This window comes from Amycolatopsis sp. EV170708-02-1, assembly GCF_022479115.1.
In the GTDB taxonomy this organism is placed as follows: domain Bacteria; phylum Actinomycetota; class Actinomycetes; order Mycobacteriales; family Pseudonocardiaceae; genus Amycolatopsis.
The window spans coordinates 7,634,772-7,653,458 of sequence record NZ_CP092497.1; the positions used below are offsets into that span (position 1 = coordinate 7,634,772).

Sequence of the window (18,687 nt, forward strand, 5' to 3'; positions counted from 1 at the left end):
GCGAGAGGGCGCGGCGGGGATGACCCGCGCCCCCATCCCCCGCGCCGGGGGTCCGGTTCCCGGCCCGGCGTAGGGGTACCGGGCCGGGAACCGGCGAGCGATACGGTTTTCCCTCCCCGGAAACCGGACCGCCCGGTCTGGGTCAGGCCGTTGTGGACAACCGGCTCACCCGGTCGAACACGAGCGGCACCGCGACGGCCGGGTTCAGTTCGGCGAGGACCGCTTCCGCGTCCAAACCGGGCAAGTGGATCCACGCGCTGTCGGCGAAATCCGGGGTCGTGACGCTGATCCGGGCGCAGCGGGCGGGCGGGACCAGCGCGACCCCGAACGGCTCGACCACGTTGCGCCACACGGATTGCGAAACGATCATCCCGGCGCCGAACTTGTCGCCCGTCGGATCCGAACGGCACCAGTAGCCCACGGCGTCGTTGAAGGTGGAGGCGCACAGCAGCCGGGTCAGCGTGATGTACGTGCGGTGGTAGCGGTGGTTGTCCGCCATCGGTCCCATGTGGACCGCCACCCGGGCCCGCATCGGGACCCTGGCGTAGCGGTTGCGGGTCCGGAGCAGATGGTCCAGGTGGAACGCGACCTCGCAGAGCTGCCCGACGGCGTGGTCCGGATACGCGACCATCAGCCCGTCCCCGGTCTCCCGGAAGTGACGCGCTTCCCCCGGGGCGAGCCCGACCGCGTTGAACGAGCGGGAAACCAGCGTTTCCATCTCGGTCTTCATCGGGTCCAGCAGGTCGTCGCTGGCCTTGGACGAACCGACGATGTCGACGGAAAGCACGGCGTGGGTGTGCGCGTTGTAATGGCCTGAGGTCAGCACCTGCATCTCTGCGACCCCTCCCCTGATCGGTGAAAACTGGCGGCAGGAAGCAGTGTTCCCACTCCTCACCGGAAGTTCTGTTCGGAACCGAACAAAACATGACCTCGCGATGGTCAACGCCAGTGAGCTAAGTCACACCTTTTTCCGTGATCACCCGCAATGCCTCGCGGTCGATGACGGTGATCGCACGGCGCGAACTGGCCACAACTCCCGCCTTCCGGAGCTTGTCCAACGCCTGCGCGACCATGGTCCGGCCCATCGGGATGAACTGCGCGAGTTCGTCCTGGCTCAACGGGATCCCGATCCGCCAGCCGGCGGGTGTCCGGATGCCACAGACGTCGACGAGGTAGTCCAGCCGGGTCGCGACCCGCGCCACCGCCTGCGGTTTCCACGATTGGGTCCGCTGCCGCTGGGCGAGCACGAACCGGCGGGCGACGCTGACGAGCACCTCGCGCATCGCCGCCGGATGATCCAGCAGGAACCGGTTGAACTCGCTCGCCGCGATCCGCCGGACGTGCACCTCCTCGATGGCGACCACGTCGGCCATCCGGATCCCGCCCGCGATCACCGCGATCTCGCCGTGCAGATCGCCGGGCACCCCGACGTCGAGGATGACCGTCGCACCCATCCGGTCGGCACTGGTCACCTTCACGTAGCCGTGCCGCAGCAGCATGACGAAGTCTCCGGGCTCGCCGGCCCGCATCAGCGCCTGTCTGCCCTCGTAGGTCTGCGGGGTTCCCATCTCCAGCAACCGGGCGCGGACGGGTTCGTCCAGTCGCTCCAGGAACGGACGTTCTCTCTCTTCGGCGGCCTCCTGGCCCAAACCCACGAAACACCCTCCCAGGCAGTCGTGAACACCTATCGCGGAGAGTAACCGAGCCGGCCACCCGATCCGGCGGCGGAACCGTCGTGGGTGGTGAAGATGCCGAGCCGGACCAGTTCCGATCTGATCCACTCGGCCAGCCGGTGCAACGGCCCGTCCTCGGCCTCGACGAAATAGCTGTCCACGATCTGGTGTCGCCTATCGGCGTGCTTCGCCGCGTAAAGCAGCGCTGACCGTACCTCCGAAACCTTCAGCGGAGCGACCTTGATCCCTGGAGCGGGCCGCACGGTGCTTTTGGCGGCCATCACCGCCAGCACGGCCTCCTCCAGGCTGAACCGGTGCTCCACCGGCACGACCACATGTTCCACGCCCTCGACAACCCGGCGCCCGATCAACGGCATGCTGTCAGATCAGCATGACGCACGGCCGTAGTCTGTTCGGCACCGAACACTCAACCCGGTTCGACCGCCCGGAGGGCGTCTTCGAGCCTTTCCTGGTACAGCCTCATCCGCTGGACGAGCACCACCCCGGCAGGGGTCCCGTCCCGCACGTGTCGCCCCAGCCTGTCGGTGATCTGCTTCATCTCGTCCCGCAGTTCGTCGACTTCCGGAGTGTTCCGGTTCTTGTGTTCTTCGAGTCGCGCCGCCACCCGCCGGAAGGCTCCGGAAAGCTCCGTCTCGCCTGGCCGCAGCGTTTCGATGGCCGTCAGCGCCCGGCCGAGCAGGCTGAAGTGGTCGAAGTGGGCGGGCTGCGGCGCACGCTTCTCCCGCACCGGCCTCGGCCGCCTCCGGTTCAGCACGAAGAACGCGGTTTCGGCCGGGAACAGCACGGCCACCACGGCGACCGCACCGAACAGCCAGGCCTGCGGATGCGGATAGGTCACGGCGCGGCCGATCATCCCGGCGATCAGGCCGAGCACCACCGCGACGACGTGGAACGGCCGGTTGTCGTGGTCGGCCATGTCAGAAGTTGCTGAAGACGTTGACGAACATCTTGTCGATGCCGTACGGGTCGACGGCCTGATAGCTGCGGGCCTTGGACTTCTGCGCGATCTCGTCGAGGACGCCGCTGTCGGCCTGCGCGCCGTAGGCCATGGTGAAGATCCGGACGGAGTTGTCCAGCCGTTCGGCGTCGACGTTCTGCAGCACCTGCTCCCTCGTCCCGGCTTCGGTGTTCTGGCCGTCGGTCAGGAAGACGACGGCGTTGATGAGATTCGGATCGAACTCGCGCCGCATCTTGCCGTTGGCCGCCATCACCGTCTGGTACAGCGCCGTATCCCCTTTCGGGGTCAGGTTCTCGACCAGCTGGAGCATCGGGCTGCGGACGTTCTTGACCTTGCCGATCGGCATCTTTTCCTCATACCCGTCCGAGAACGTCCACAGCCCGACCTCGTCTTCGGGATGCAGGTACTCGAGCTGTTTCCGGATCGCGGGTTTCAGCAGGGCGATCCGGCTCTCGGAGTACGGCTTGTCCTTGCGGTTCTTGTCGAACGGCTCGTTCATCGACCCGGACAGGTCCAGTACCAGCAGGATCCGGCCGCGCCGCTGCGTGTACTCCCAGCCGTCCAGCATCTTCTGGATCTGCTCGCCGGTGGGGACGCCGATCTTCGGCGGCTCCTGGGTCCCCTGGGCGCCCACGATCCTGGCCAGTTCCGGGCTCGGTTTGCCGTCGGGGTCGCGGAACCCGAGATCGCGGAACCGGTTCTGCTGGCCGTCCTCCCGCAGGAAGTCGTAGAAGTCCTTGGCCGCGGCCTGCTGCTCCGGCGACGCGCTCGCGGTGATCAGGAAGGGGTGGTCGATCAGCATCGTCCCCTCCTTGGGATGCACGGCGACCAGCGGACGCATCGGTGCGACGGGATTCGCGTTCAGCTGCGCCGGATCCCCGGTCGGCACGCCGCGGTTGTAGAGGTAGACCATCTGCTCCTGCATCGCCATCGCGCTGATGTACGGCGTGGGCTTCTTGCGGTCCTCTTCGTACAGCGTCTTCAGGAACGCCACCGAATCGTCGCTGTAGTAGGCGACCGACGCCTCGATCCCGCGGACGAACTGCACGGTCTCGGCGGTACCGATCTTGCCGTAGTCGCCACCGGTCGCGGCGAAGTAGGTCGCGATGGTCGCCGCGAGCCCGGACGTCGACCGCCGCGGATTGTCCTTGCCGAGCGTGAAGTTGCCCCACTTCGCGTACTCCGCGCCCTTCGAGGCCCAGCCACCGTCCCGGTTCACCTCCAGGACGTCACTCCAGCCGAGGGTCTTTTCCGGCCAGCCCATCGCCTTGGCCATCGGTTCCGGCATCGCGATCACCATCGGGCTGGTCGCGAGCGACGTCTTCGGCCCGGATTTGATCCTCTCGCCCTTCCCGCGCTGCCGCAGCAGATCGAGCCAGAGCGACGAGCTCGGCAGCCAGACCTGGGGCTCGGGCTGGTGCTGGTCGATGTCGTTCCAGCCGTCGGCGATGAGGTCGAGCGTGGCACCCGAGGTCTTCTTGTGCGCCTCGACCTTCGCGCACTTGCCGCCGTCGAACGTCCGCCCGGTGTCGTTGTACCGCCCGGCCAGCTCGGCGATCAGATCGCCCTTCTCCGTGGAGGAACTGGTGACCAGCCGGACGCAATCGGTCCTGGCCGCGTTCGACGGCGCGGCCACCGTGGTCGCGAGCAGAACGATCACGAGCGTCCCGACGAGCGCGCCGAAGACGAGCGAAAGCCAGCCTGATCTCCGCATGCGCCGCCCCCTAGCCGTCGTAGGCGGGCAAGTGTAGCTACAACGTGGATCCCGGTTCCGACTCCTCGGTCACCAGATCGTAGGTTTCGAAACTGAAGCGCGCGAGAGTGCCCACCCAATTCCGGTAAACCTGTAGATCATCGAAGGATTCGACGTCTAGCCGCCATTCAGGTGGAAAGGCGTCACGCGACGATTCCCCGGCGGAAAGCGCGATGAACGTCGCACGTGCGGCGTCCGGATCGGCGACCAGCAGAGCCAGCAGGACGAGCACCGCGCGATAGGGGCCGCCGACGAACGCCTCCAGTTCGACGTCCGGGATTCCGATGCGGACGAGCCGGTAGAGGTTGACCAGTTTCCGGATCTCGCGCGGCGTGTTCAGCCTTTTCCGCAGCACGTGGACGAAATCGCGTTCGACCTCGGTGAGCCGCAACCGATCCGGCCGCATGTTGTAGAACGTCGGCGGGGGCGTGTCCTGGACCACGACCTCCTCCTGTTCACCGCGTTCGGGGAGCTCTCGTCTTCCGGCCATTCTTCGTGCGCGGGTGTGGCCGGTTCCCGTTCTTCGATCGGCATCAGGGCGTCGATCAGTTCGTCCGCCGCGTTTCCCATGGGGCGCAGGGCGAACACGATCTGGAAGATCTTGTCGAGGTACTCCGTCGGGCTCGTCTCCCCCGCGCCGAACAGCTCTTCGTGGTGCTGGTCGAGACATCGCCGCAACCACCGCGGGTCGACGGCCACCACCACGACGAACGCGGGCAGGGCCAGCAGCAGATGGACCGCGGCCAGCACTTCGATCACCTTCGACGGCGGGCAGCGGTCGAGGTCGTCGATGTAGAGCACGATCCGCTCCAGCGGCGGCTTGCCCTTGCCGCCGGTCAGCAGCCATTGCTCCCGCGCGTCGGCCAGATCCGCGCTCAGGTCCGCGAGATCCTCGCGGACCCGGGCGAAAACCCCTTGGTAGTCCCCGTATCTACCGGCCTTCGCCTCCTCGATCAGATCGCCGAGCCTGCCGGCCGCGTCCAGCCGCCGGAGCCGTTCCTCGGTCTCCCGCACCTCGGTCTCGAACCGCTCCTCGCGTTTGTCGACGTCGTGCCGCAGTTTGTCCAATATGGACTTGACCGGCGCGAGCGCGGCCCTGGCGGTGGTGAGCGCCGGGGTCAGCACGGCACCGAGCGCGACGACGGCGCCCGCGGCGGCGAGAATCGCGTTGTGCCACAAGGCCCATCCGGTGATCGCCGCGGCGATGCCGAGCACTCCCGCCACCGCGTAGCCGGCGACCGCGAGCCGTCGACGCCGCCGTTCGGCGCGGTCCACCCCGGACACCAAGAGCCGCCAACGCCACGTGAGCGGAGAGTCCGCCTTGACGGCTTTCAGCCCGGCGAGCCGGGCCCGCAACTCTTCGCGTTCGGCGTGGACCTCACCGGCGTCCGCGTGCGCCTCGGGCGCCCCGAGGTTGCGGAACAGATGGTCCACCAGGCCGACCCACAGATGGTCGTCGTGGTACTGCCAGGCGTTGAACCGGATCTGCCGGATCTCACCGGCGAACACGCTGTTGGCGGCGTCGCCGCGGGACCGGTGGGCCAGTTCGGCCACCCGGTCCGTCACCTGCCGGACGAAGCTCGACTTGCCGGAACCCCAGGGCCCCAGCAGTGCGACGCACAGGGGCGGGCTGGTCTCGCGGTCGGCGATGACCGCGGCGAGGGTGCGCACGTCGTCGTGGAAGCCGATCAGGTCGACCGGGCTTTCGACGTCGGGCGTGATCCGCGGCCGCGCCCTGCCCGGTTTGGGCTCGACGAAACCGGTGCCGTCGATCTGGTTGCCGAAGCGGTCCCACACCCGGATCGTGCGGTCGTCCCCGACCGTGACGATCTTCTCGTTGCCCGCGGTGCAGGCGATCGCCCAGACGTTCCCTTGATGTCCCTCGAGGAGCGTGTACTCCCGCGGATCGTCGATCTCACGGACGCGGACCTCGCCGTCGGAACCACCCGAGAGCACCAGTTTGCCGTCCGCGCCGAAGGCCAGCGCCCGCACCACCCCGGCGTGCGCGGGGAAGACGAGGGCGGGTTCGCCGTTGCGTCCCCACAACCGGACCGTCTCGCCGTCGGCGGACAGCACCCGCTCGCCGTCGGGCGAGATCGCGATCACGTGGATCGCGCTCACCCCACCGAACCGGTAGTGGGAAACGACTTCCCTGTTCCACACCCGCACGCCGCCGGCGTCGTCCCCGGCGACGACGAACCCGCCGTCCGGGGTCATCGCGACCGATTCGACCTCCGTGCCGCCGGTGCGCAGACCGCGCACCGTCCCGCCGTCCAGCCGCCGAACCTCGATGGCGCTCCCCGCGCCCGACACGACGACATCCTTCGCCACCGCGACCGCCACGGCCCGCTTCGTGGTCTGGACCTCCGGGGGATGCGCCTCGGCGCCGGTGATGCGCCAGCGCCGCACCGTCGCCCCATCGCAACCGACCACGTACTGACCCGAGATACCCACCGCCAGCACCGGCCGTTCATGGCCGCTCAGCGTGAATCGCTGCTTCCCCGTCTCCAGGTCCCAGACGCGGACCGTCCGGTCCGCACCCCGGTGACCAGCAGGTTCCCCTTCACCGCGACCGCGAGGATCGGTTCTTCGTGTCCGGTGAAACGTGCCGTCGTCATAACGGCACAGTCTTCCGGTCGCGTCAAGATCATGGTTAACGACAGACGACTATCGGCGGGTACCCCGGGCCCCGCGAAGGGTTCAGTGTCGAAACCGCTCCGAAATTCCAGCACGCCTTAACGCGAGGAGTTCAACGTGCTTCGACGTACCTTCGCCGCGGTGCTCACCGGCGCCGCGCTCTCCGTCTCGGTGCTCTCGGCACCCTCCGCCGGCGCCGCCGAGATCATGGCGACCACCCTGACCTACGACGACAGCCAGGCCGCGGAGTTCAAGGACGCGGTGGCCGCCGGCGTCAACGTCTGGAACACCAACGTCACCAACGTCCGCATCGTGAAGGCGACGCCGGGCCAGCGGGTCAACATCCGGGTCATCGCCGACAACGGCTGGCCGCGCGCCACGCTCGGGCCGGTCCGTCCCGGCGGCACGGTCACCGTGTGGATGGGCAGGCAGGCCGTCCAGCAGGGCTATCACACGCCCCGGATCGCTTCCCACGAACTCGGGCACAGCCTCGGCCTGCCCGACGTGAAGCCCGGCCCGTGCTCGTCGCTGATGTCCGGCTCGACCGGCGGGGTCAGCTGCACCAACGTGAACCCCAACGCCCAGGAAAAGGCCAGGGTCCAGCAGCTCTACGCCGGCACCGCCGTGCAGAGCGCCGACGCGGGCAAGGTCCTCGCGGAAATCGGCTGATCCCCGCGCCAGGGGGTGCCCGCCCGGCACCCCCTGGCCCGGTCCCCCTACGCGTTCGCCGTGATCGCCGCCGCCGGGCACAACTGCACGGCGTCGCCGATCTCGGCCGGTTCCGGATCCAGCAACCGGACCCGGCCGTCCTCCTCGTCCTGTTCGAACACCTCGGGCGCGGTCAGTACGCACATTCCGGCGCCCACACAGCGTTCCCGGTCCACTTCGAGCCTCATCGCGATCAGCCCCAGGCCACCGGGAGCGCGTACACCCCGTAGATGTCGGAGTCCGTCCGCATCGGGATGTCGTCGGCCGGAACGGCCAGGCGCAGCTTCGGGAACCTGGCGAGCAGCCCGGTGAAGGCGACCTTCATCTGCACGCGCGCGAGCTGCTGGCCGAGACACTGGTGCACGCCGTGCCCGAAGGAGCCGTGCCCGGCGGTGTTCCGGCGGACGTCGAGCCGGTCCGGCTCCGGGAACTTCAGCGGATCACGGTTGGCGGCCTGGGCCGACAGCGCGACCGCTTCCCCGGCCTTGACGAGCTGCCCGCCGATCTCGACGTCTTCCAGCGCAGTGCGCGCACCGGTGTGCGTGATGGTCAGATAGCGCAACAGCTCCTCGATCGCGCCTTCGATGAGTTCCGGATCCTCGCGCACGGCCGCGAGCTGGTCCGGGTTCTGCAACAGGGCGAAAGTACCCAGCGCGAGCATGTTGGCCGTGGTGTCCAGCCCCGCGCCCAGCAGGAGGAACGCGATGCTGGTCAGTTCCTCGTCGGTGAGTTCGGTGGTCGTCAGTTCGCCGAGGATGTCGTCGGTCGGCTCGGCCCGTTTCGCCAGGATCAGTTTGTAGAGGTACTCCCCCAGCGTGTTGATGGCGGCTCCCTGCTCCTCCGCCGAGGCGTCCGGCCGGTTCAGCGGCATGACGTTGCGGCGGAAGAACTCGTGATCTTCGTAGGGGACGCCGAGCAGCTCGCAGATCATCAGCGCCGGAATGGGCTGCGCGAAGGCCGTCACCAGATCGGCCGTCGTCCCCTGCCGTTCCATCGCGTCGAGGTGCTCGGTGGTCACCTGCTCGACCCGCTCGGAGAGCAGCCGCATCCGGCGGACGGTGAACTTGCCGGTGAGCAGCTTGCGGTAACGGCCGTGCTCGGGGTCGTCCATCTTGATGAACATGCCCGGTGCCGCGGGCGGCATCTCCATCATCGCGGCCGCGCCCGGCAGCGGTGAGTGCATCAGCTCCTGCCGGGCGCTGAATCGCGGATCCGCGAGCACGGCCCGGACGATCGCGTGCCCCGTCGCGAGCCAGCCTTCATGCCCATTGGGAAATGTCAGGCGGACGAGCGGATGCTCGTCGCGCAGCGTGCCGAGCTCGGCGGGCGGGTCGAACGGGCACCCCTTCGGCCGGTCGAGGGGCAGCTCCGTGAGATGTGGGACCGAGGTGGTCATTTCTGTTCCTCCCAGTTTTCAGCGATACCCGAAGGCTACGTTGCATTTACATTTCCCTCAAAGCTAAGGACTGGCCTTTCAGTCGTTCTTGCTGGTAGATTTCCGGAAATCGTTGCAACGATCTTGCCGGTGAATGCAACGACTTGTTGCAATGATCTGCGCGTGAACGCACAGGAGGTGCCCATGCCGGGCGGCAGGCTGACCCACGAGGACCGTCGGCTGATCGCGACCTGGCTCAAGGACGGCCTCGGTTACGCCGAGATCGCGCGGCGGCTCGGGCGGCCGACGTCGACGATCAGCCGCGAGGTGGCGCGCAACAGCGGCCAGTCCGGCTACCGCGCCGAAGAAGCCAACCGCGTGACCGGAGAACGCGCCCGACGCCGCAAACACCGGCCGCGCGCCGTCCCCGTCGTCGAAAACGGCTACGGCCGCGACCCCGAAGCCGTACGCGCCTTCGAAACCGAGTTCGCCGAAATGATCGTCGCGACCGGTCTGCCCCGGATGACGGCCCGGCTGCTCGCTTGTTTGTCGGTCAGCGACGACGGGGTGCTCAGCGCCGCCGACCTCGCCCAGCGGCTCCAGGTCAGCCCCGCCTCGATCTCGAACGCCGTCGCCTACCTGGAAGCACAGGCGATGCTCAGGCGGGAACGGGACGGGCGGCGGGAGCGCTACGTCATCGACGAGGAGATGCCGCAACGGGTATGGGCCGAAAGCGTGCGGTCGAACCAGGAATGGGTCCGGATCTCGCGCCGTGGCGCCGAAGTCCTCGGCACCTCGACACCCGCGGGTGCCCGCATGGACGACCTCTCGAGGTTTCACGCGCGTATCAACGAGATCATGCTCGACGACCGGGTCGCGGTGTTCGCCGGCGACGCCTTGACCGCCCTCACCGCGCTCCTGCATTCCGGGCGCGCGCTGTCCGTTCCGGCTCTCGCGGCCGCGCTGGAATGGCCCGCCGACCGGGTCGCGACCGCTTTACGGGTGGCGGAGGAGCATCCGCATATCGCGGGGCCGGTGCGGGTGGTTTGTTGCGCTGGGGAGTATCGGGCGGTTCCTTTGGTGGAACGGCTTACGGCTGGGCAGTTGGCGGCTTTGGGGTCTTGAGCTGGGTCGGATGGTCGCGGCCTGTCGCCGTTTTCCGGCAACGGTGCTCAGAACGGTGGCGGTTCGTCGGCGAGCGCGGTCCTCTGGCGGGGCACGTGAAGTGGCGGAGGTGAGCTGTCGCAGCTCTGCCCGGTCGGGGTGGTGATGGTGAGGGTGCCGTCGGTGGCGAGACGGTAGGTCCAGCCGGGTTCGTCTTTGAGGCGGTGGTCTCGACGGCAGAGGTCGACGAGTTCGTCGGCGTTGGTGTGTCCGCCGTGTTGCCAGGGCACCGAATGATCGATATCGCAGGCTTGCGCGGGACGGTGGCAGCCGGGTCTTCGGCATTCGCGGTCCCGGACGCGGACGAACTCGTCCACTCCGGCGGTGGGCCGGTATCGATCCCGCCCGAGGTCGAGGACCTGGCCGGAGAGCGAGTCGGTGATGATGCGGCGCAGCACGGTGTTCGGACCGGAGGCGATGTGCCGGGCCAGCGCCGCCGGAATGGTGCCGTGTCCGGCCAGTTCGGCGGGGTCGTCGTTGAGACCCAGGTACGTGAACAGATCCATGTACAGGAACACTTCGGTGCGTTCACCGGTGCCGCCTTGGCCCCGAGCAGGAGGTCGAGCGCGACGTCGGCGCGCAGCTGCTCCAGCGTGCGGGTCTCCTCGCCGGTCTTGAGCGCCCGTGCTTCCCGGTCGATGCGCCGGTACGCGGCGGTGACTTTCTCGACCGGCCCGTCTTCGACCTCGATCGACGCCACTCCCGGTTCGCCTTGCCGCAGGGTCAAGCGACGGCCTTCGCGATGCTGTTCCGCCCGCGCTTCGGCGCCCTCGCGGTCGACGGTGGTCGCCGCTTTCCGGATCTGATCAGGGTTCTTGCCCGCTAGCCGCTCCTCCAAGAGCGCATCGACGGTACGAGCGTCCTCGTCCGACAGCCACGCGGTGGCCGCGGCGACCTTCATCGCGCCGAAACCGCTCACTTCTCCTTGGTCCATCAGGGACAGGGTGCGGGGCAGGCGGGTGGTCAACGCGTCGGCCGCGGCGACCATCGCACCGGCATGATTGTCCACAAGGGACAGAGCGATGGCGACTTCCTGCGTGACGCTCCGCGCCCCGTCGCGATGCCGGTTCAGCTGCGCCAGCGCCCGGAAGCGGACCGCTTCCAGCCGCGCGATCCCCGCCGTCGCAGCTTGCGCGACAGCGACGGAATCCTTGTCGTCCAACGAAGATACCGAAGCGTTCACCACTTCCAGCATCTCGGGATCGGTGAGTGTTTCCAGTAGCGCCACAGGCGCGGAATGTGTGTCCACCCCACGACCATACGACCGGCCACCGACAGTTTCGGGCCTCACGGCCGGGGGAGGAGTTGCCGATTTTCGGCAATGGTGAATCGTCAATGAGAGGGCAGCATCGTCGACTTCCGGCGACGAGGACTGCGTGCCGCAGTGTGGTGTGGCGTCGCCGAATTCCGGCAACAAAGCCAGGCCACCGACCAAACCTCGTCACCCAAACAGCCACCAGGCCCCGCCGAAAGGCTTTCCCGGCAGACGAACCCGCCCACCGGGAAAGCCCTACATCACGTCCCGCACGACCATCCGTTCCGAAGCCCGCTCGATAGCGGCCTCCACCGCACCCACCCGGTCCGCCAGCAAGCCCACGGCGCCGACAGCTCGGCTCATCGGGTCCTCATCGTCGCCGCCCAGTGCTTGCGCCCGCAGGTACGCCGCCTTCACGTCCGCCCACCGTTGCGCCTCCGAGGCGCTCAGCCGTCCGCGTAGTTCGGCCAGTTTGAGCAGGTTGGCTTCGGCGCCTGAGGTCAGGGTCTGCGCTTCGCCGGCGTAGTGGTCGTCGATCAGCGCTTCCAGCTCGGCGTCGTTCATCGCGGGTACGATCCGGCCGGCGAGCTTGTTCATGTTGCGGTACGAGCCTTGCAGCTGGAACGGCGGCTCGACCCGGGAAGCGTCCGCCTGCGCCGCGGAAGCGATGTACGCCTGGTTGTTCGTCAGGACGATCCGCTGCACCTTGATCAGTTTCCGCAGCACGGCGAGGATCTGCTCCAGTTCGGTCGCCGAGTACGCGTGTTTCAGCTGATCCGCCCGCGCCGAACCGTCGCCGCGGGCCAGCCGCACCAGAACGTCCACATCGGACCGTTCCCGGGAAACCAGCGGAGCGAGCACGGTGTTGGCGGTGAGCGAGTTTTCGATGTAGCTCAGCGCGAACAGCTCTTCCTTGCCCGACAGCACATCGCCGAGGTTCCACACATCCGCGCGGTTGGCGAGCATGTCCGGGATCCGGAACCGCTTGCCCTGCTCGGTGTACGGGTTTCCGGCCATGCAGACGGCGAACCGCTTGCCCCGCAGGTCATACGTCCGCGTCCGGCCTTCCCACACGCCTTCCATCCGCCGCTGCGCGTCGCACAGCGAGATGAACTTCTGCAGCAATTCCGGTGAGGTGTGCTGGATGTCGTCCAGGTACAACAGCACGTTGTTGCCCTGCTCCAGCGCGAACGAGATCTTCTCGACCTCTTGCCGCGCCGTCGCGTTGGGCGCGTCCGCCGGATCAACCGACGTGACCTCGTGCCCGAGCGCCGGCCCGTTCACCTTCACGAACACCAGCCCGAGACGGCTCGCGACGTACTCCATGAGCGTCGTCTTGCCGTAGCCGGGCGGCGAGATGAGCAGCAGCAGCCCGGATTGGTCGGTGCGCCGCGCGTCGCCCGTCGCGCCGAGCTGTTTCGCGAGGTTGTCGCCGATCAGCGGCAGATAGACCTCGTCGAGCAGCCTGTTGCGCACGAAGGCGCTCATCACCTTCGGCTTGTACTCGGCCAGCCGCAGCCGGTCCCGTTCGGCCGCCACCAGGTCGTTGCGCAACCGTTGGTACGCCCGGAAACCGGGGACGCGGTCGCGCCGGAACCGCCCTGTTCTGGCGATCGTCTCGTCGAGCCGCAGGGTCAGCGACCGGTTGACGATCCGAGGATGCGAGCCGAGCAGACCGTCCACAGTGGCCGAAAGCTCCGCCGAGGAGTCGTATCGGGGCAGGTCGGCCAGTTCGATCGCGACGGCCTCCGCCAGCTCGTCGTCCGGCAGCCCAGCGGAGTCCACAAAGGACCGAAGCCAGGCTTCCGCGAGCTGGTGACGATCCGCGAGGTCTTCGAGCGCGCGCAGATCATCGGCGAAGCTCCGGCGGTCCAGCCGGAACTTGTCGAGCAGCGACCGCGCGCCACCGCTGGTGACGAACCCAGGCGACGCGTCGGCCAGCTCCTCGAACAGATACTTGCCGGCGAGTTCGAGATCCAGCGTCAGCCCGGACGACGTCGCGAAGGCGGCCATCGCCTCGGTGAGTTCCCGCGCCAGCGCGTCGATCGCCGTCGTGTGCCCGAACGCCTCCCGCACCCGCGCGAGCGACGTGGCACGCGTGGTCCAGGCGGACTTCGCCGTTTCTTCGGCACCGAATGCCCAGAACAGCTGGGCGGCAGCCCTAGAGGAGGGCGGATACCGCAGCAGCCCGGCGGCGGAACGCAAGCGCAGCAACGCCGACAGGATCGCGGCGGCGTCGTGGTCGTGCACGCCGCGCGCGTAGCCCTCGTCGTAACGCTCCCCCGCGACGCGACGGACGACCTCGAGCAGCTCGCCGTCCGGCAGATCCGGCTGTTCGGCCAGGATCGACGTCGCCAGATACTCGGCGCGGTAGACCTCGGCCGACTCCGAGACCAGTAGCTGGTCCCAATACGGCCGCGTCTCCTCGAACGCGGGATCCCGCACCGGCGAGCGATAGTCGGTGCCGGTGATGGCGAACTTCATCCCGCCTTCGTGCGGCACCAGCGTGAGGTCGATGTCCTGCGTGTTGACCGCGAAGGTGTTGCGGCCCAGGCGGATCGTCTCGCCGCCCTCGCCGTAGAGGTCCAGTCTGTCGCGCAGGGCGCGCCCGGCTTCCTGGCGCGCGGCCTTGACCCTGCCTTCCAGTTCTTCGGCGCGCACCTGGTCGCCGAGTTCGCGCAGTTCCGCGACGACGCTGCGCAGCTTCGCGACCATCGGGTCGGAGGCGAAGTAGGTGTTGATCTCGTCGACCGAGCCGAGCGTGCCGACCCGCCTGGTCACGCTCGTGAGGATCCGCTCGGCCGAATCGACCAGCCGATCCGCGCGCCGCGCCCGTTCGTCGAGCAGCGCCTGCTTGCGCGAGGAGAACGCTTCGTAGACATCGGTGCGCTTCTCGCCGAGCGACGCCAGGAAGTCGTCGAACTCCCCGAACCGCGATTCGAGGTTTTCCAGCTGCAGCAGCAATCTGCCGAGCTGTTCGTCGCAGCGGTCCGGCGTGTCCGCGACCGCGAGCCCGCCGGTGATCGCCTGCGCGAGCAGCGCGAACTCGGCGGCGAACTCGGCCCGGCCCTCGGTCTCCAGCAGCTCCTTGCGCCGGGCTTCGAGGGTGGCCCGAGCCCGGTTGACCGCGCCGATGACCTCGCCGACACGTTCGAGGATCTTCGTCCGCACCACGGCGTCCGCGATCTCCAGCCCGCCGACGACGTCGGTGAGGACTTCGAGCCCGCCGGACTGCTCGTCCAGCTGTTCGGCGACCGGGACCGCTTCCGCGACGGTGGAGATCGTGCCCGCGGCTTCGATGAGGCCGTCGACCTCGGCGTGATAGCTCGTGAACGCGTCTTCGCCCTGCAGGAACCGGACGGCGCGCTGCGCGGCCTCGCCGAATTCCGTGTCGAGATCGGCGATCAGCTGGTCGACCCGGCCGGTGTCGACATACCGCAGCTCCCGCACGGTGACGAGATGTCCGCGTGCGCGGTGCATATCGGCGAGCCGGCGCACCCACGCGTCGGCCGCGTTCAGCGCCTCGCCACGCACCCTGCGCACGAGCGACGCGGTCTCGGCGGCCGCCTCTTCGACGGCTTCGGCCGCCTGCGCGGTGAGCGACGTGACCGTCTCGAATTCGTCGAGCACCTGCTCCGCGGTCACCCGGACGTCCGACAGCGGCGACCGAAGATCGCCGAGTTCCGCCTCGCCGAGCCAGTGGTAGTGGTCGAACACCCGCGCGCACGCGGCGATCAGGGCCTCGAACACCGCCGCCGACGGCGCCATCTCCTCGACCATCCGGCCGATCGAGAGGCAGTCGGAGATCCCGCGGACCAGATCGGCGTTGCCGACCCGCTCCAGTGGACCCGTCCCGGCCGGCTGCGACGCGGCGTACGTATCCGATTGGAACGGCGTCCGCCACACCTGCATCGGGTGCACGCGGCTCGGCTCGTCGGACAACGCGCGGAACAGCACCATCGTGCCGTCGTCGAACAGCGAGTACCCGTGGCACGGGATCGGGTTCGAGACCTCTTTGCGGATCACGTTGTACGGCAGGAGCAGCGAGCGTCCGTCGGCCCGCGCGTGGAAGACGTAGAGCACGTCCTCCCCGTTGGGCGAGCGGATCACGCGCTCGAATTCGAGACCGTCCACAGTGGTGTCGAACGTCTTGCTGACACCCGTGTCGAGGTAGTAGCCGCCGGGGAAGATGATCCCGTGGTCTTCGGGCAGCCGCTGGCACGCCTGCCCGATCCCGTCGAGGCGCACCACGTTCCGGGTGCGGGTGTTGAACACGAGGTACCGGTACTCGGTCTCCTTGTACGGCAGGATCCGCAGCAGGATCAGCGGGCCGATCCTGGCATAGGAGACCTCGGCGTCGGCGAGGCTCTGCAAGGGCTCGTCGACCGGTTCGGCGTAGACGCCTTCCCCGGTCTCGGTGTTGTTCTCGACCTTGATCGTCAGGTTGCCCCCGACGGTCTCGACGAACACCTCGTCCTCGATCGAGATATGCGGATGCCGCCCGAGTACGTGCTGCTCGCGGCCGGTCTCGATCCACTCGAAGTCGTGCGACGGCGGGAAGACGTGGTCGCGTTCGCCCCGGCTGTCCACATAGGACACCTTGCCGTCGGCGGCGATACCCCAGCGCAGCACGCGGATGTCCTCGGTCCGCGGGCCGATCTGGAACACCGCGAGCAGTTTGCCCTCGACCCGCCGCAGCTGCAGCAGCTTCGCCTGCCGGTAGTACCGGTACAGCTCGGCGAAATCGCGGACGAACTGCTCGTCTCGCAGCAGCTCCGGCAGCTCCTCCGCGGGAACGTCGTCGAACCGGAAGGCTTCTTCGTCATGGCTGAAGCCGTGCAGGGAGAAGACGTCGTCGACCGTCGTCTCCGGCTTGAGGCCGATGAAGACGTTGTAGCCGAACAACATCCGCCCGCCGACGGACACGACGTCCCGCGGCACGCAGTTGTTCGCGGTGCGGATCCGCTCCGTGCCGATCAGCGCGAGCTGCGCGCTGCCGAAGACCCCCAGCCGCGCGGTGTTGAGCTCGTCCGCGCGTTTCGCCAGTTCGGCGGCCTGCGCGGCGAGCCGGGCGCGGAGCACCTCGTAGGTGCCCGCGTCCAGCTGCTCCGTTCCCGCCGCCGGTTCCGTCGTCGTCACTGCTTCGCGGGGGCGAGGGCGGCGACGGACTTGTCAGCGAGGCCGAGCCGCTGCGCCATGGCCAGCAGCTCCTGCACCTTGCCGCTGTCCGGGCCGCCCGCCTGCAGCTGCTTGGCCAGGAAGGCCGACAGCGTCAGGTTCTTCACGTCCTCCGTGCTCACGGAACCGACCAGTTTCGTCAGGTCGTCGGTGAAACTGCCCGAACCGTCGAGCCACGACTTCCCGAGGGTCTGGACGACGTCCGAGTGCTCGACGAAGCCGTCCACGCTCTTGCCGAGGCCGATCGAGCCGATGACCTTCTCGAAGAACATCGTCTCGCCGCCGACGATGTCGATGTCGGCCTTCTCCAGCCCGATGCCCAGCACCGTGGCCTGCGCCTCGGCGACCTCGCGCTGCACGTTGAGCGCGGCGAGCCGGATCTCCTTCTCGGCCTCCAGGCGCAGGCGGTACTCCTCGTGCTGGCGGCTGGCGCTGTCGAGCGCGGCCATCGCGGCGGCCTTCTCGGTGAGACCTTCGGCCTCGCCCTTGAGCTTGTCGCGCATCGCGTCGGCGAGGACGATCGCCTTCTCGCGTTCGACGATGGCCTCGGCGCGGCCGACCTTCTCCAGCGCGTCGGCGTCGCGTTCCTTGACCTGCGCCGCGGCCAGCCCGGCGGCGGCCTCCTCGGCCTGGATACCTTCGGCCAGGCGGATCTTCGCCCTGGTCTCCAGCTCGGCGGCCTGCTGACGCGCCTCGGCCAGCGTCAGCTCCTCGCGGGCCTTGTGCTTGGCGGCCGCCTCGGCGGCTTCCGCGGCCTTGATGTCCTTGACGAGGTTCTCCTGCGCCTCGCCCTCGGCCCGGATGATGGTGGCCTCGCGCTGGCGCTGCGCCTCTTCGACGACGCGGAGCTTCTTGATGTTCTCTTCCTGCTCCGCCACGGTCTTCTCGACCGCGATCCGCTCGCGGATGACCTCGGCGATCGACCGCTTCTCGGTCTCGACCTCCTTGTCCTTGGCGATGCGGGACAGCTCGGTCTCGCGTTCGCGGCCGATGACCTCGAGCAGCCGGTCCTTCTCGATGCGCTCGGTCTCGATGGCGATCACGCGTTCGCGGTTCTTGCCCGCGACCTCGATCTCACGCTGCTGGTTCTGGTGCTGGATGCCCAGCTGCTCGTCCGTGCGCAGTCCGGCGGCCTGCGACTTGAGCCGCTCCTCCGCCTGCACCTTGGCGATCTCGGCCTCTTCGCGCGCCCGCATGGTCTCGACCTCGCGGCGCTGCTTGATCTCGGCGTCGGCCTGCCGCCGCTCCAGTTCGAGGATCGCCTCCTTGGCGTCCACGTTCTGGCGGGTGATCTCTTTTTCCTCACTGCGGCGGAACTCGTTGGTGCGCACGTGCTCGATCGCGGTCAGCTCGGTGATCTTGCGGATACCCTGCGCGTCGAGGATGTTCGCGGAGTCGAGCTGCGCCATCGGCGTCTGCTCGAGGTAGTCGATGGCCGCGTCCTCCAGGCTGTACCCGTTGAGGTCGGTGCCGATGACGCGGATGATCTGATCGCGGAATTCGTGGCGTTTGGTGTAGAGATCCACGAAGTCCAGCTGCTTGCCGACGGTTTTCAACGCCTCGGAGAACTTGGCGTTGAACAGCTCCTGCAGGGTCGCCTCGTCGCTGGCGCGTTCGGTGCCGATGGCCTGCGCGACCTTGATCACGTCCTCGACGGTCTTGTTGACCCGCACGAAGAACGAGATCCGGATGTCGGCGCGGATGTTGTCCCGGCAGATCAGGCCCTCGCGGCCGGTCCGGGTGATCTCCATGGCCTTGACCGAGGTGTCCATGATCTCGGCCTTGTGCAGCACGGGCAGGACGATCGCGCCGGTGAACGTCACGTCGACGCGGCGGACCTTCGAGATGATCAGTGCCTTACCCTGCGGCACCTTCTTGAACAACCTGGTGATCGTGAAGAGCAAGACCAGGAGGATGACAACTATCACGGCGATCAGAACGCCGGCCCCCACGCTGATGGCACCC

At 68.1% G+C, this 18,687-nt stretch carries 13 protein-coding genes and 1 pseudogene; 2 read left to right on the forward strand and 12 right to left on the reverse strand.

Annotated elements, in window-relative coordinates; all coding sequences use genetic code 11:
- Positions 1-142 precede the first annotated feature (142 nt).
- The 7 genes from MJQ72_RS34495 to MJQ72_RS34525 form a co-directional block, all read right to left on the reverse strand.
- Positions 143-832, reverse strand: coding sequence for a hypothetical protein (locus MJQ72_RS34495; RefSeq protein ID WP_016331765.1), 690 nt, complete (start codon positions 830-832; stop codon positions 143-145).
- Positions 833-953: 121 nt separating this feature from the next.
- Positions 954-1,655 (reverse strand): Crp/Fnr family transcriptional regulator, encoded by a 702-nt coding sequence (locus tag MJQ72_RS34500; RefSeq protein WP_240595265.1) that lies wholly within the window; start codon positions 1,653-1,655, stop codon positions 954-956.
- 29 nt (positions 1,656-1,684) lie between these two features.
- Positions 1,685-2,050: a hypothetical protein gene (locus tag MJQ72_RS34505; protein ID WP_016331763.1), complete on the reverse strand. Its 366-nt coding sequence runs from the start codon at positions 2,048-2,050 to the stop codon at positions 1,685-1,687.
- A gap of 50 nt (positions 2,051-2,100) precedes the next feature.
- A complete protein-coding gene (locus MJQ72_RS34510) occupies positions 2,101-2,610 on the reverse strand; it encodes a hypothetical protein (RefSeq protein WP_240595266.1) in 510 nt (169 codons plus the stop codon).
- A gap of 1 nt (position 2,611) precedes the next feature.
- A complete protein-coding gene (locus MJQ72_RS34515) occupies positions 2,612-4,366 on the reverse strand; it encodes a substrate-binding and VWA domain-containing protein (RefSeq protein ID WP_240595267.1) in 1,755 nt (584 codons plus the stop codon).
- Positions 4,367-4,403: 37 nt separating this feature from the next.
- The gene (locus tag MJQ72_RS34520; protein WP_240595268.1) at positions 4,404-4,811 is read right to left on the reverse strand and encodes a hypothetical protein; all 408 of its coding nucleotides are present in this window, start codon (positions 4,809-4,811) and stop codon (positions 4,404-4,406) included.
- Entirely contained in the window at positions 4,742-6,859 is a 2,118-nt protein-coding gene (locus MJQ72_RS34525) for a P-loop NTPase fold protein (protein WP_240595269.1), read from the reverse strand. Before MJQ72_RS34525 ends, MJQ72_RS34520 begins: the two co-directional genes overlap by 70 nt.
- A gap of 300 nt (positions 6,860-7,159) precedes the next feature.
- Between MJQ72_RS34525 and MJQ72_RS34530 the strand changes: the two genes are divergently transcribed.
- A complete protein-coding gene (locus tag MJQ72_RS34530) occupies positions 7,160-7,711 on the forward strand; it encodes a snapalysin family zinc-dependent metalloprotease (RefSeq protein ID WP_240595270.1) in 552 nt (183 codons plus the stop codon).
- 47 nt (positions 7,712-7,758) lie between these two features.
- Here MJQ72_RS34530 and MJQ72_RS34535 read toward each other — a convergent pair whose 3' ends face one another.
- A complete protein-coding gene (locus tag MJQ72_RS34535) occupies positions 7,759-7,938 on the reverse strand; it encodes a ferredoxin (protein WP_240595271.1) in 180 nt (59 codons plus the stop codon).
- Between the two features lie 5 nt (positions 7,939-7,943).
- The gene (locus MJQ72_RS34540) at positions 7,944-9,146 is read right to left on the reverse strand and encodes a cytochrome P450 (RefSeq protein ID WP_240595272.1); all 1,203 of its coding nucleotides are present in this window, start codon (positions 9,144-9,146) and stop codon (positions 7,944-7,946) included.
- Between the two features lie 162 nt (positions 9,147-9,308).
- On the opposite strand from MJQ72_RS34540, the gene MJQ72_RS34545 reads away from it, so the two are divergent.
- Positions 9,309-10,250, forward strand: coding sequence for a helix-turn-helix domain-containing protein (locus MJQ72_RS34545; RefSeq protein WP_240595273.1), 942 nt, complete (start codon positions 9,309-9,311; stop codon positions 10,248-10,250).
- Positions 10,251-10,297: 47 nt separating this feature from the next.
- On the opposite strand, the pseudogene MJQ72_RS34550 reads toward MJQ72_RS34545, so the two are convergent.
- The 3 genes and pseudogenes from MJQ72_RS34550 to MJQ72_RS34560 form a co-directional block, all read right to left on the reverse strand.
- Positions 10,298-11,484, reverse strand: a pseudogene (locus MJQ72_RS34550) (DUF222 domain-containing protein).
- A 315-nt stretch (positions 11,485-11,799) separates the two neighbouring features.
- On the reverse strand, positions 11,800-16,683 hold the full coding sequence (locus MJQ72_RS34555; protein WP_240595274.1) for a DNA repair ATPase: 4,884 nt from the start codon (positions 16,681-16,683) through the stop codon (positions 11,800-11,802).
- The gene (locus MJQ72_RS34560; RefSeq protein ID WP_240595275.1) at positions 16,680-18,626 is read right to left on the reverse strand and encodes a flotillin family protein; all 1,947 of its coding nucleotides are present in this window, start codon (positions 18,624-18,626) and stop codon (positions 16,680-16,682) included. Before MJQ72_RS34560 ends, MJQ72_RS34555 begins: the two co-directional genes overlap by 4 nt.
- Between the last annotated feature and the right edge of the window lie 61 nt (positions 18,627-18,687).

Excerpts from the sequence above, each read along its gene's own strand:
- MJQ72_RS34535 (WP_240595271.1), bottom strand. The coding sequence starts at position 7,938 with ATGAGGCTCGAAGTGGACCGGGAACGCTGTGTGGGCGCCGGAATGTGC.
- MJQ72_RS34510 (WP_240595266.1), bottom strand. The coding sequence starts at position 2,610 with ATGGCCGACCACGACAACCGGCCGTTCCACGTCGTCGCGGTGGTGCTC.
- MJQ72_RS34505 (WP_016331763.1), bottom strand. The coding sequence starts at position 2,050 with ATGCCGTTGATCGGGCGCCGGGTTGTCGAGGGCGTGGAACATGTGGTC.
- MJQ72_RS34515 (WP_240595267.1), bottom strand. The coding sequence starts at position 4,366 with ATGCGGAGATCAGGCTGGCTTTCGCTCGTCTTCGGCGCGCTCGTCGGG.
- MJQ72_RS34520 (WP_240595268.1), bottom strand. The coding sequence starts at position 4,811 with ATGCGGCCGGATCGGTTGCGGCTCACCGAGGTCGAACGCGATTTCGTC.
- MJQ72_RS34495 (WP_016331765.1), bottom strand. The coding sequence starts at position 832 with ATGCAGGTGCTGACCTCAGGCCATTACAACGCGCACACCCACGCCGTG.
- MJQ72_RS34540 (WP_240595272.1), bottom strand. The coding sequence starts at position 9,146 with ATGACCACCTCGGTCCCACATCTCACGGAGCTGCCCCTCGACCGGCCG.